The following is a 15,250-nucleotide window of genomic DNA, read 5'->3' as shown; positions in this document are numbered from 1 at the left end:
GCCATTGGAGGATCAAACATCATATCTCCGGGAGCTGCTTGCCAAACCGGAATGGACAGATGATGAATGCCGCTGGATGCTGCATTACCTGGAACACACACCCGCAACGGAAATGAAAACGTTGCTGCTGGATGCGTTCCGGGAAAGGAATATTCCTGCACCTGACCAGGCGCTGCAAAATAACCTGCTGGAACGTATTCATGCCCGCATGCAGCCGGCTCCCGAAGCAGTGGTATTACCCATACGCCGCAACTGGTGGCGCGTAGCAGCTGCTGTAGGAGGCATTGCCGTGATGCTGGGTGGCGGATATCTTTTGCTCCGCCAGCCTCAGGCAACGCAGCAACTGGCCGGTAATACTGAAGTGAATGCAGTGCAAACGGATGGAAACATTGCCCCCGGCGGTAATAAAGCGCGGTTGGTTCTCGGCAATGGCCGTACGGTAGTGCTCGATCAAACTGCCGACGGGCGCATCGGAGAGGGAAATCTGCATAAGAAAGATGCCGAGCTGGTATATGCATCCGGCGAAGATGCGGTGGTGAATGGCAATAATACCCTTATCACACCCCGTGGCGGGCAATACCGTGTACGCCTTTCCGACGGCACGAAAGTATGGCTCAATGCCGCCAGCAAACTGGAATACCCGGTAGTGTTTGAAGGTAGTGAGCGGCTGGTGAGTCTTACAGGGGAAGCTTATTTTGAAGTGGAAGCAGATGTACAGCGCCCGTTTTTTGTGATGGTAGACGGTATGAAGGTGCAGGTGATGGGTACAAAGTTCAATGTGAATGCATATCCGGAGGAAAGACAGTTTACCACCACCCTGCTGGAAGGCGCTGTGAGGGTTAGCAGCAGCAAAGGACAAATTACCCTGAAGCCGGGGCAGGAAACGGCCTATAGCCCAAAGACAAACGGACTGAAACAATACGAAGGCGATACAGAAAGTGCGGTGGCTTGGAAGAACGGAATCATCACATTTAAAAACGACGAGCTGTCGGCCGTTATGCGTGATCTGGGAAGGTGGTATGATGTGGATGTGGCATACGAGCCGGGGCTTGACCAGCTTATTCATGTATCAGGAGCTATGCGTAAACAGGAAGATCTGTTGCAGGCCCTGAAAATACTGGAATTAACCGCAGGCGTCCACTTTACGGTAGAAGGGCGCACGGTGAAAGTATCCCGATAAAAGAAACGATTACAGGCTAGCGGAAGTCAGGAAGGGACGCCTTCCGGACTGTCCATGCCATGCCCGGACGCATACATAGAACTTACAAAAACACAAAGCTTGTTATGAAGAAACGCATGAAGCCCGCGGTGCATCCCGGCGGGGTGGTATCCCGGAGGCGGAAAGCCTCTCCGGCCCTGCTCCTCCTCCTGATGCTGGCGCTTACAACCGGGCTGCCGGCAACTGCTGCCCGTCCGCAAGACGTGCCCCTGAATGTGCAGGTGCGCGATGCAGGCCTGGAAACTATTTTCAAAATCATCCGCCAGCAGAGCGATTACCTGTTCATTTTTAAAGACGAGAACCTAGCACGCATCAATACCCGTATTACCCTTCAGATGCAGAATGCTTCCATCCGTGATGTGATGGACAAATGCCTGGATGGCTCTCCCCTCACGTACCGGATCGTAGACAAAACCGTAATCCTTATGAGCCGTGAAGAGCCTGCCCGTGCTGTCGCTAAGCTCTCAGGCATGGTAACTGACGCAGAAAGCAGGGAACCATTGCCCGGTGTAACCGTTACGGTAAAAGGTGCTTCCGGAGGTACGGTTACCGATGCCAATGGCAGGTTCGCTTTACAGAACACTTCTCTCCCTGTCACCCTCGTTTTCACTTTTATCGGATATACTTCCCAGTCTGTTACCGCTACCGACGAAAAGCCCGTTCAGGTTTTTCTTCAGCGCGAAACCCGCAACATACAGCAGGTAGTAGTGGTGGGATACGGTACCCAGAAGAAAACGGAGCTTACCGGATCCATCAGTACTTTCAAACCTGATGAGCTGAACGCCCGCCCTGTACTGGGCCCTGATCAAATGCTGCAGGGCCGTATGCCCGGTGTGAGTGTTTCTTCCTCTTCCGGGATGCCGGGAGCCGGACTGCGCGTGAGTGTGCGCGGTACAGGATCACTGAGCGCCAGTAACGAGCCATTGTATGTGATCGATGGTGTGCCCATCATTCCACATGATGCCGGTATGTTCAACTTTGGTGGCAGAATGAACCCGCTTGCTCAATTGAACCCGCAGGATATTGCCTCGGTGGAAGTATTGAAAGATGCGGCTTCCGCAGCTATCTATGGTTCCCGTGCTACCAACGGGGTGGTGCTTATAACTACTAAAAGCGGCAGGAAAGGGGCAGGACAGCTTAGCCTCAACGCCTGGACCGGCGTATCGGAAGTGATGAACCTCCACAAAATCAAAATGGCAGATTCGAAGCTTTACCTCGAAGTAGCGAACGAAGCCATCGATAATTACAACCGCCAATACGGATATGAACCTGGTAACAGCAAGTTTATACAGGGTATCGACAATCCCTATCCAGGGTTGCCGGATACCGACTGGATGGACCTGGTACTGCGTAAAGCCTGGTCGCAGAACGTGGACCTCTCCGTTTCAGGCGGTAATGATAAAACAACGTACTACATTTCCGGCGGTTTCCTCAACCAACAGGGTACCATTATCCACAACGGACTAAAGAAATACACCGGCCGCATCAACCTTGCCAGTGAGCCACTGAGCTGGTTACGTACGGGTGTAAACCTGAGCTTCAGTTATTCTGACAACAACAGGGTACCCGGTTCCAACCTCGGTTCTACCGTTATGGGCCGCAGTCTGCCGCACCGCCCTTTCGACCGGCCGTATAAACCGGATGGCAGTTATTATGTAGGAGGCACATCCGACCTCGTATATCACAACCCTATTCAGATACTGAAAGAAGAAGTGGCCCAGCTCCAGAACTACCGCATGCTTGGTAATGCTTTTGCAGAACTGCGCCTCATGCCCGGACTTACCTACAAAACATCTTTCGGTACAGACCTTGGTCTTACCAATGACTACGTGTATTACAATGCCAAACATCCTTACGGAACTGGTAACGGCCGCATAGCAGATAACCGCCGGTGGATGACCAATATCCTCCTGGAGAATACCCTCACTTACAGCAAGCTTTTCGGACAGATGAAGCTCGATGTGCTGGGCGGGCATTCCTTCCAGCGGGTAATGACTTCTACCAGCGTAATTGATGGTAACGGTTTCCCTGCTCCTTCGTTTGATGTACTGGCGGCAGCATCCGTTATCAATAATGCAGGAACCAACCTGTTCGGCAATGCCATGGAATCTTACTTTGGCCGTGCAAACCTCGCGTATAAGGAGCGTTATCTCTTTGGTGCTTCTATTCGTACAGACGGCTCTTCCCGCTTTCATACGGACAACCGGTATGGGTATTTCCCTTCCGTGTCTGCTGGCTGGCAGGTATCTAAAGAACCCTGGTGGACAAAGCCCGGTACGGATCTGAAGGTGCGTATGAGCTACGGCTCTACCGGAAACCAGGAAGGAGTGAGTAACTATGCTTACCAGGCATTAACCGGTGGTGGTTATAACTACGATGGCAAAAGCGGTATCTCTATTACCGGCTTTGGCAACGATGCCCTTACCTGGGAAAAAGCCAATCAGCTCGATGCCGGACTGGAACTGGCATTGTGGAAAGGAGCGCTCAGCTTTACGCTGGACTACTTCGTGAAAAACACCACGAACCTCCTGTATAATATGCCTATCCATGGAACATCCGGTTTTACAAGCATTACCAGCAACATCGGCTCCATGCGCAATAAAGGCTTTGAAGCCGCAGTGAGTGGGAACTACCGGTTTGGGGAACTGCAATGGCAATCTGATTTCAATATATCCTTCATCCGCAACCGCATCACTTCCCTTATTGGTAATACAGACCTGCTGTCTGTAGGTAATAACCGCGGTCTTCAGGTAGGGCAGGATATCGGCAGCATCTGGGTGTATAAAATGGTTGGCATTTTCCAGGATGATAAGGAAGTGCCTGAGCCGCAGTTTAAAACCGGCGTACGCGCAGGTGATGTGCATTACGACGATATCAATGGCGATGGAGTGATCGATATTAACGACCGCCAGGTGGTAGGCAGTTCCAATCCCGACTTCTTCGGCGGCTGGAACAATACTTTCCGCTACCGCAATTTCGACCTCACCATTTTCCTCAATTACAGCTACGGTGCCGATGTATATGCCACCTCGCGGATTATGGTGGAGAGACTGGGGCAGAACGGTACCAACAACTTCAAACGGATCGCAGAGCAGCGCTGGACCGGTCCTGGTACGAGCAACACCGTTCCCCGTGCAATCTATAATCAGGCACATAACCTGGCTAATTCTTCCCGCTGGCTGGAAGACGGGTCTTTCCTCCGGGTAAGAACTTTGTCTCTCGGCTACGAGTTGCCAAACTCCTGGCTGCAGCGCGCACATGTGAAGCGTTTACGGGTATATGCGCAGGCCGATAACCTGGCTTTATGGACCCGATATTCCGGGCTTGATCCGGAAGTGTCTTCCGATCTGGACCCGCGTTTCCTTGGCGAAGATAATCTCGTACTGCCGCAGCCGCGTTCATTCAATTTCGGGATCAACCTGCATTTTTAAACCGAAGCAAACATTGTCATGAAAAGAATATTGATACCAGCACTGATTTCGGGTAGCCTGTTGGCCGCATCCTGCAGCAAAATGCTGGACGTGAAATCGCATTCGGCCGTAGCCACCAATACCCTGTCTGAATCTGATGTGGAAGCATTCCTGGTAGGAACTTATAACAGGATGCAAAACTCACCCGGCTCAGAGGCATATATTTCGTTCGACATAGTAGGGGGGAACCTCATTAACGCCGGCGCTACCAGCGATGGCGGGCTAAATACATTCATCAGCGGAGTGCTCCGGCCGGAAAACGGTCTTATGGCAAACGCATGGAATGGTTACTACTCCGCATTGTATCAGGTAAATAACCTGCTCGAAACCCTTGGCCGTTTACCGGAAACTGCCCGTAACAGGGAAATCGCGGGTATCGCGCATTTCTTCCGTGGCCTCATTTATTACAACCTTGTTACACGCTGGGGTGGTGTGCCGGTATTGGAGAAAAATACCAATGCCAAAGTACCGCGCGATTCTGAAGCGGCAACATGGGCTTTTGTGGAAAAAGAACTGGAATTAGCCATGGATCAGGCGCCGGCTTATGCATCCGGGCAATACTACCAGGTATCTTCTATTGCTGCCAAAGCCCTCATGGCCCGTACCAAGCTTGCACAGGGGAAGAAGGCAGAAGCAGCTGCGCTGGCTGAAGAAGTGATCGGAAGCGGCTCGTTCCAGCTGGATGATTTTGAAAAGATCTTCCGCGCACAACAGAACACCGAAGAGATTTTCTCATTCAAAAACCTGACGATAGAATCCTCCATCCGCGTAAGCACCCTGTTTTATACTTACGCCCACGCAGTGAAGGGGAGCTATGTATACCGTCCTACCCAGGAAACCATGGATATGTTCACGGCCGACGACAAGCGTACCGCCATGTCTGTAGAAACCTTCCAGGGCCTGCGTGTCATCAACAAATATCCCAGTGGCCAATCCGGTACCGATCCCATTGTAGTAGTGCGATTGGGTGAGATGTACCTCATAGCGGCGGAAGGCCGTGGTCTTGCAGGGCTTACCCGCCTCAATGAGCTGCGTGCCCGCAGAGGATTGGGCCCCGTGAATCCATCCGGAGAAGCAGCCTACCTCGATGCTGTGCTGCTGGAAAGAAGGAAGGAACTTTTGGGTGAAGGCTTCCGCTGGCATGATCTGGTGCGCACCGGTAAAGCCGTAAGCACCCTGGGCCTGCTGGACCGCGAAGTGAAATACCCGCTGCCCATGAACGAACTGGCACTGAACAGAAACCTGGAACAAAACGACGATTACTAATCCACTTGAAACAATAATTTTATGCTTCATAAATACAAACTGGTGTGGGGTTTAACGCTGGCATATGCGCTGCTGATTGGATGCAGTAAAGATGATGCCGCAGCTCAGGCACCTGTAGTTATTAAAAGTCCGCTTACCCAACGCATCCTCGACAGTGCCGGCGTAATGGCGCAGGTATTCAGTGATACGCTGTTTGAAGTGAGTCCGGGTATTAAAGAAACCGATATTCATTATCTCAGCCGCGAAGGTTATTCCATGCGTGCCTTCATCCTGGAGGTAGATGCAAACCACCCCGGTATTCTCCTGCAGGCAGGTACGCCATACAATGCTGCTGCTTACGCCATGCAAACAGTACCTGAAATGGCTAAGTACATGGAGAAGCCCGATTACAAAGTAATGGCCGCAGTGAATGCAGACTTCTTCAATACCACCACCGGTGAGCCCCGTGGAATATATGTGAAAGACGGAACGGTACTCAAAACCACCTGGGCCAATGCACGCAGCGCCACCTTTATGGGCGTGCTGAAGAATGGCAAGCCTTATATCGGGGACAGGGCCGATTTCCTGGCCGTCCAGAATGATCTGGAAGATGCGCTTGGCGGAGGACCCATGCTGGTGCGCAATAACCAGATACTCACGCAAACCGATCTGTCGGTAGAGCCGCGCACCGGCATCGGCATGAACGAAAACGGGAAGATGTACTTCATTGTAGTGGATGGCCGCAGTTTCTATTATTCGAATGGTGTTACCATCACGCAGCTGGGGCATATGCTCAAAGCCTGCGGTTCTACTATCGCTATTAATGTAGACGGTGGCGGCAGCAGCACTTTCATGATCAAACATCCGCTGGCCAATGTGTGGCAGGTACGTAACCGTCCCAGCGATGGTACCAACCGCCCCGTAGGCAACGCCTGGATGATCATTTCACGCTAACCGTTTCAAATTCTGCCAGACATGAAAAAAATCCTTTTATACTTATTGATGCCCGCATTGGTTTTTGTGGCGGGTTGTGATAAAGATGATGAAGAACGCCCGGTAACGCCTGCAATTTCTGCCGTATATCCGTCCTCCGGTCATCCCAATATGATCATCCGGATCAAGGGTAAAAACTTCAGCAGCACGCGTGAAGAGAATAAAGTTCAGTTTAATGGAAAGGCCGGTATCGTGATTGAAGCATCGGAAACGGAGCTGCAGGTGGTATCTCCCGAAGCGGGCACTACAGGCCCTGTTACCCTTTCTACTCCTAAAGGAGCCGCAACAGGCGGGGTGTTTACCTATCTGCCTCCTGTGGAAGAATACCAGGTTACCACACTGGCCGGTACTGGAACGGCAGGATCTATAGACGGCCCCGTTGCCACTGCGCTCTTCCGCACCGTACAGGGTGTAGCTATAGGGGCAGATGGCTCGGTGATTGTTACCGACCGTGGCAATAACCGCATCCGCCGTATTACCCCTGCCGGCGAAGTAATACCCGTTGCCGGTGCCAATAGTGCCGGGTATACAGAAGGTACCGGTGCCGCAGCCAGGTTCCGCCTGCCATGGCGCGCGGTGGAAGATGCTCAGGGAAACATCTTTGTAGCAGACCGGGATAACCATGCCATCCGGAAGATAACCCCGGCCGGAGTTGTGACCACCATTGCAGGAACAGGAACTGCAGGATATGCAGACGGGCCTGCTGCTGCCGCACAGTTTAACCAGCCGCTTGATATAGTGGCAGACGCTGCCGGGAACCTTTTTGTGGCAGATAACCTGAACCACCGCATTCGTAGAATATCTGTAGACGGACAGGTTACTACCATTGCCGGTAACGGTACTGCCGGTTTTGCCAACGGTACGGGTACTGCTGCGCAGTTCCGCAACCCCAGCGGCCTGGAGATCGATAAAGACGGGAACCTGCTCATTGCAGACAGGCTCAACCACCGTGTCCGCAAAGTAACGCAGGCAGGTGTTACCACATCACTCGCAGGCGATGGTACCTCCGGATACCTCGACGGCGATGCAGCCGCAGCCCGGTTCGCTGACCCATACGGTATTACGGCAGATGCCAGCGGGAATATCTTTATTGCAGACCTGAATAACCATAAGGTCCGTAAGATTTCCACGGAGGGCAAAGTGACTTCCATTGCCGGAGGGGCTAAAGGCTTTACCGATGGCCTTGGCGCCGGGGCACAGCTGAATACGCCTACAGATGTGTGTATAGACCGTAATGGTAACTTATACGTGGCCGACCAGGCCAACCATGCCATCCGTAAGCTTTCCCGGAAATAATATTCCCCATATCCTATGTGCCAGCCGCGCAGGTCATATGATCTGCGCGGTTTTATTTTCAAACATCTTTGCTTCTTTGTCATTGTAGTGTAAGGCTGTAAATGCGTCTTTCCCAGCATTGAATGATGCGCACGGCAGTAGTGGGGCAGTGGGGTATGAGTGTTTGCACATATATCCTACAGGATTGACATACTTTTGTCAACTTTGATTTACCATACAATTTATCCCGCATCTTATTATCTATTTTTCTTCCACCACGATAGATGCTACGCAATGAAAAACCAGAATCCGTGTCATTAGCCCAAAACCGTAGTTGACCCGAGGTAAGCAAATCAGTCATTCCTTTATTTAACCAAAATCGAACGAAGATGAAGAAACATGTACTCTTCATGACCATCCTGTGCGCATGGATGAATGGAGGGGCGTGGGCCCAGTCGGCACCTTCCCGGCAGGATTACGGTATCCTGCATGTGAATGGCAGAAAGGCCCCACCCGACATTGCCAAAGCGGCATCGGCAAGAACAGCCCCATGGTCTGGCCAGAACTATTACCTCCTTCAGTTTTATGACATCCCCTCGCCGGCAGAGCAGCAACTGCTGAAGGCAAAGGGTATTGAGCTGCAGGGGTATTTACCTAACTATGCGTATTACGCCTGGTTCGGGAAAGATGTAACACCATCATCCCTGCAGTCTCTCAAAGTAAGGGCGGTGATGGTGATTGATGCGCAGTTTAAACTGTCGCCCGAGTTATTCAGTAACCAGATCCCTGCCACTGCATGGGAAAACAGTTTGCTCAGGCTGGATGTTACAGCCTACGAACGTACCAACATTTCTGCCCTGCGCGACCGGCTGATAGCATCCGGTGCCCAGGTACAGCCCTTAATCCCCGGCAGCAGGCTGCTGCATGTGAAAGCACCGTTACTGCTCCTGCAGGCTCTTGTGGCGGAGAAGGAAATCCAGTTCATCAGTACCAATGCGGGAGATCCGCAACCGGAGTTTGATCAGAATAACTTCGGCCGGTCTAACGTCATCAACAGTGGCGTAGGAGGTGTGCTCTACAATGGTAAGGGCATTACTACCATGGTGAAGGAGGGCGATGCGGTGAACGATAATATCGATTTCGCAGGCAGGCTCGATATCAGGAACCTTGGTCCGGAAGGGCCTGGCAGCCATGCCACGGGTTGCGCCAACCGCCTGGGGCATGCGGGTAATACCGATCCTTCCCTGCGTTCCAATGCATGGGGCGCCAGGATCATTTCTACCGGCGGGCTGGATTACTACACCGCCTACGCAGATTCTGCCACCAAACTGCGCATAGTGAACATGTCGTACGGTTGGGGGACAGACGCAGGCTATAATGGTGAAGCGGCAAACCACGACCGAACCATCCGCCAGCTGCAGGAATTCATGCTCGTTTATTCTTCAGGCAACTCAGGTGGCAATGTTACCAATGGCGGAAAATACAACGGCATAGCAGGATGGGGCAACCTCACCGGGCATGCGAAGCACGCCAAGAACCTCCTGGTGGTAAGCGGCACCAACTACGAAGATGTGTTCTACGACTGGACCTGTAAAGGCCCGGCTTTCGACGGGAGGGTGAAGCCCGAACTGTCTATCGAAGGCTCGGAAGGAACTTCCTTTGCTGCTCCTAAAGTAGCGGGTATGATGGCGATTTTGTATGACGCGTTTAAAGGCGAGACGGGTGAAACATCTCTCAAATCGGCACTCATTAAAGCGATCATGCTTAATACGGCAGACGATATCCACAATCCCGGTATCGACTTTAAAACCGGATATGGAAGGCCCAATATGAGAAGGGCTTATGAAGTGATAAAACAACGCGGTTTCATTACCGACAGCATGCAGCAGGGCGGGCAAAAGAGCTTTGCCATCCAGGTACCTGCAGGTACGAAGCAGGTGCGGGTAATGCTGCACTGGGCGGATTATGAAGCCACGGCAGGCACGGCTAAGGCATTGGTGAACGATCTCGATCTTACCCTTGCATCTCCCGGTGGCGGCATCACACTGCCCTGGGTGCTGGATACCACGGCCAACCCGGTTAACCTCAACCTGCCGCCCACACGCAATACGGACCACCTGAACAACACGGAACAAATAACCATCGACGATCCTGCAGCAGGTGAATACACCGTGCAGATCTCCGGTTACCAGGTACCGCAGGGTGTGCAGGAATACCATATTACTTATGAATTCGTGCGCGATGAAGTGAACATGTCGTTCCCCATCGGCGGCGAATCCCTCATCCCCGGTAACGAGATTTATGTTCGCTGGGATGCTCATGCATCTGCCACCCCATTTGATCTGCATTACTCTGCAGATAATGGCGCCAGCTGGTCATCTGTCGCCACGGGCATTACCGGCAGCGCAAGAGCCTATAAATGGAAGATACCTTCCGCAGCAGGGAAATACATGGTGCGTGTAACACGCGGAAGCCTGGTTGACACTTCGGCTGCTTTCAGCATATTCCCCGTTCCGGCCAACTTTAAAATAGACTGGGTATGCGATACCTCCATGCAGCTCCGCTGGAACAGCACGCCCGGTACTTCGGGATACGAAGTGTTCCGGCTTGGCCAGCAATACATGGAACCCATCCTGCAAACTGCAGATACCGTGATTACCCTGCATGCAGACAGTGCGCGGGCAGAATGGTTTGCCGTTAGAGCTATTGGCGCCAATGGTGAACAGGGCCTGCGCAGTATGGCCATAGAAAAAAAGGCAGGTACGTTCCGCTGTGAATACCTCCATACTTCTGCGGCTTTACGTGTGCGGAAAGACAGTGTGGTGCTGGCAGGCACCGTTAACCCTCACCGACTCACGATCACGGACATGGTATTTGAATACGGTCCTACCACGGCCTATGGCCAGCAGGTGGCAGTGCCGGGTACCTTTACCGGGGCAGATGATATTCCGGTGCGGGAGCTGGCATCCGTAGCACTTACCGGCGGAGAGGCGTGGCACTTCAGGTTGCGGGCTACCGTGAACGGACAAACCGTTTACAGCAGCGATGCACAGTTCCTGCCTTCGCCCGGTTTGGCCGGAGATTTCAATGGTGAGCAATCCATCACCTTCGGAACCAACAGTGCTATCGACGGTGCCAAGCCCCGCACGGTAGCCATGTGGGCCAAAGCGGATGTGTTTGATGAAGGCGGACTGTTCATGTCCGGCTCCACAGGCGCCACGTACTCCGAATTCTCTTTCAAAACCCTCACGGCAGATAATACCTGGAGAGCGCAGTTCTGGAACAATAACCGCGACTTTACCCTGCCAGACAGTAAAGGCGAATGGCACCATTACGCACTTACCTATAACGGTACGCAGCTGGCCTTCTACTACGATGGTACGCTGATGGCTACCTGGAACGCAGCACTGGTAACTACCACCAATACCTTCCAGCTGGGTGTATGGAACGGGAAACGACTCAAGGGCTCGCTCGATGAGGTGAGTGTATGGAGTACCGCTCTTACGGCAGACCAGGTGCGTAAAATGATGCACCATCCGCTGAATGGAAACGAAGCGGGGCTGTTATATTACGCCAACTTCGACAATCCGGAAAGCGAAAGTTATGAACTGGTGAAGCAGCAGCCTTTGGCGGTGAGCGTTCCCAAATCACCGGCAGTGTATCCTTTCGGGGAAGGCATTACGGCTACGGGTACAGAACTGGCAGGTACCCTCGACTTTGCAGGAGCCGGTGCAAAAGCAGTGTATACGCAACAGAACGCTGCGCCTGCTTCCTTCAGTAAAATTGTACTGGCGAATTATGACACCAAAGGCCTGCCGGCAGACTTTACGGCATATACTTCCGGTTACTGGATAGGGCACCGTTATGGTACAGGTAACCTCAGCTTCCAACCTGTGCTGCAGGCCGATAAAGCCATGACTCCGGTAGATACTGTTCCGGGTCATATCCTGCTCATGGGCCGCAACCAGCTGTCTACGGGTAAATGGAATTTTGCAGGTACCACTACCAGCGCAGACCTCACGGGAGAACTGCGGTTTAGCAACGTTACCGCCTACGAACAGTTCCTCCCCATTCATACCACCAGCTCATTCGTATCAGTTAACTACGATACGCTGCGGTTGTATGATGTACGCCCCGGAGCAAATACCATTGGCATTCCCATGACCGTTTCCGGTGTTAACCTCAGCGATACCGTGAAGGTGCTGGCGCCGGAAGGTTATGAAGTATCGCGGTTTGCAGATAGTGCTTACTCCTCCGGACTGGGGCTGGTGCCACAGAACGGTTTCCTTTCCAAGGTTACGGTGTATGCCCGCTTTAAGCCGCAGGCAGCCGGTATCTTCTCAGGCACATTCCGTTTCCTGAAAGGAGACAGTATTGCCGCGCAGGTTTGGGCCATGCAGGAAGGCGTAGCGGTTGAAACCGCTGCGGGCAAAGCCATGAACTTCGATGGTACAGGCGATAACCTCAACATCGAAAACCTTAACTGGCAACCCACTGAGTTTACCATCGAATGGTGGGCGAAATACCGTTCCACTAAAAACTATAATCAATCCATCGGCAATGGATGGGGATCATTCCTCGTGCATGCCGACGGTGATAAGAATCTCAATATCGGCGTAGCCAACAATACCGCCAGCCGTATGAAGATCACGGCGGGACTGGCAGAGCTGAACATCTGGCACCACTATGCTTACACCTTCAGGAACGGAGAAGCGAAACTTTACCGTGATGGTGTGCTGGAAGACAGTAAAACAGCATCCTCCTATCCCCCCAAATGGGCCTCCTTCCGTATCGGTTCCGGTGATGGTAATACGATAGACGGAGAGATGGATGAATTCCGCATGTGGAGCGTAGCCCGTACACAAACACAGATCCGTGAGCATATGCACCATACATTGACTGGCGCGGAAGCCGGATTGAAAGTGTACCTCCAGTTCCAGGATAACCAGAACGGCGTGGCAGACCTTTCTGCCAATGCATATCCCGTGAAGCTGGCAGGTAATCCTGTACGCAGCAGATCTGGTGTTCCCGCCGCACAGGGTGTGAGTGAAACGAAGCAGATTACCGCAAGCGGTAACCATGCATTTGTTCAACCCGGAGTGGAGCTCCAATTCGGAACAGGTACGGTACCCAATGGCGAAGTAGTGATCTCCCGCCTGAAGGCAGTGCCCGATACCAGTGTGCGGCCTGCTACCGTGGGCGGTTATTACTATGTACTGAACAATTACGGTACGGAGAAAAACTACACAGGCCTTACCGCAGTGGTGATCGATAGTGTTGCAGCAGGCGATTATCACAAAGCCTATGGCCGTAAGTTCAATGACTTTGGCAGTACATGGGCGTTGAAGACTACAAACATTTCCGTTCAGAACGGCAGGATGCATATCCTACCAGATTCTGCTACACCATGGAACGCTTCCGGACAGTTCGCTGTATCCATACAGAAAGGCCTGCAGGCCGATACCCTGGCCGGTAAAGCATTCCGCTTCAATGGCAGCAATGGTTTCCTCGAAGTGGAAGATCTGAACTGGAAACCTACGGAGTTTACTGTGGAGTGGTGGATCAAAGCCAACTCTGCCCGTAACTACAACCAGTATGTAGGTAATGGCTGGGGCCGCTTCCTTGCGCATGCGAACAGCGACAGCTCTATGTATGTAGGCATCAGTGCCTCCAGTGCATCGCGCATCCTTGTACCGGGCGCATTTACCAACCCGGGCCAATGGCATCACTATGCATATACTTTCAAAAACGGTGCTTCCAGGATATACAGGGATGGTATTTTGATGGGTACTAACACAGCATCCGCATTACCGCAAACCTGGAGTACTTTCCGCATCGGTTCGCCGGATGGCAATACCATCGATGGGGATTTGGATGAGTTCCGTATCTGGACTGTTGCCCGTACCGATCAGGAAGTGCGCGAAAACATGCACCATACCCTCACCGGTCAGGAAGCCGGACTGAAAGTATACATCCAGGGCCATGGTGCAGAAAATGGTTCCCTCACCGATCTTAGCCCCAATCACTACAACGTGAGCATTGTGGGCGGGGTAGATGCGGTAGCCTCTTCGGCTCCTGTTGCCAAAGGTATCAGCCAAACGCTGCCCGCCGCCGCAGTAACCGACTTCGGCAGCATTACACTGGGCCTCGACAGTGCGGCAGGTACCATTACAGCCAGCAGGCTCAATACTATTCCTGACAGTGTGCCTGGTACTGTAACTGGTAGCGCTTACTGGATCCTTCACCAATACGGTGCTGCACAGCAGCTGGAAGGCCTCCGCACTATCATGCTTCCCGGAGCAGATAGTACCCGGAGCTTCACCGGCCAAACCCGCGCCTTTAATGGAAGTGGCAGCTGGAGCAGTGGCATCGGAGCCACACAGCAAAACGGCGGTATTATTTTCTCCGGCATCAACGGAGCCGGCAGCCGTCAGTGGCTGGTTACAGAAGCACCCAACAGTGCGCCTCTGGCCAGCATTACAAGTCCTGTAGCCTACGCTTACCTCGATAGCGGAGCTATCACAGTAACGGTAGCCGCGCAGGATGCAGATGGCCTTGTCCGTAATGTATCGCTCTATGCAGGCAGCGTGAAAGTAGGGGAAACGGCCACGTATCCTTATCAGTTTACATGGAGCCCTGCGGCTATTGGTACGCACACGCTTACTGCCGTAGCAACGGATAACAACGGCCTCACCGGTACTTCTCTGCCGGTAACCGTTACCATACGCAGGAAAGGCCTGGCTACGGATGTACATAACGGTGTCGAAGCTGCTCGCAATGGTATTATCGTGTACCCGAACCCCACGGCCGGTGTACTCTTTACGACCTTGCCGAAGCTAACCGCCAACGCTACCCTCCGTGTTATTACGCCAACTGGCGCAGTGATCTGGCAGGAGATTGTTGCCGCAAACCCGGCACCGTCAGTTAAACGCATCGATATCACCGGGCGCCCGTCCGGCATATACTATGTGCAGGTAATCATCGGCGTTAAAGTCTACACCATTACCGTGGTGAAGATATAGCCTCTTTTATCTGGTAAAATAAACAG

General features: G+C 52.6%; 6 protein-coding genes. All 6 read left to right on the top strand.

What is annotated here, in order from left to right:
* Positions 1-4 precede the first annotated feature (4 nt).
* Positions 5-1,180 carry a FecR domain-containing protein gene (locus tag DEV76_RS01090; protein WP_109694232.1) on the top strand — a complete coding sequence of 392 codons (1,176 nt, stop codon included), beginning with the start codon at positions 5-7 and terminating at the stop codon, positions 1,178-1,180.
* Positions 1,181-1,284: 104 nt separating this feature from the next.
* Complete coding sequence (locus tag DEV76_RS01085) at positions 1,285-4,650, top strand: TonB-dependent receptor (protein ID WP_198651901.1); 3,366 nt, start codon at positions 1,285-1,287, stop codon at positions 4,648-4,650.
* A gap of 18 nt (positions 4,651-4,668) precedes the next feature.
* A complete protein-coding gene (locus DEV76_RS01080) occupies positions 4,669-5,955 on the top strand; it encodes a RagB/SusD family nutrient uptake outer membrane protein (RefSeq protein ID WP_109694228.1) in 1,287 nt (428 codons plus the stop codon).
* A 21-nt stretch (positions 5,956-5,976) separates the two neighbouring features.
* A complete protein-coding gene (locus DEV76_RS01075) occupies positions 5,977-6,888 on the top strand; it encodes a phosphodiester glycosidase family protein (protein ID WP_109694226.1) in 912 nt (303 codons plus the stop codon).
* Positions 6,889-6,909: 21 nt separating this feature from the next.
* Positions 6,910-8,223, top strand: a complete 1,314-nt coding sequence (locus tag DEV76_RS01070; RefSeq protein ID WP_109694224.1) for an NHL domain-containing protein — start codon at positions 6,910-6,912, stop codon at positions 8,221-8,223.
* Positions 8,224-8,591: 368 nt separating this feature from the next.
* A complete protein-coding gene (locus DEV76_RS01065; RefSeq protein WP_109694222.1) occupies positions 8,592-15,224 on the top strand; it encodes a LamG-like jellyroll fold domain-containing protein in 6,633 nt (2,210 codons plus the stop codon).
* The last annotated feature ends 26 nt before the right edge of the window (positions 15,225-15,250 follow it).

Source organism: Chitinophaga deserti, assembly GCF_003149455.1.
Taxonomy (GTDB): Bacteria; Bacteroidota; Bacteroidia; order Chitinophagales; family Chitinophagaceae; genus Chitinophaga; species Chitinophaga deserti.
The sequence above is the reverse complement of the archived record's forward strand: the minus strand, read 5'-3'. Positions and strand labels throughout refer to the sequence as shown.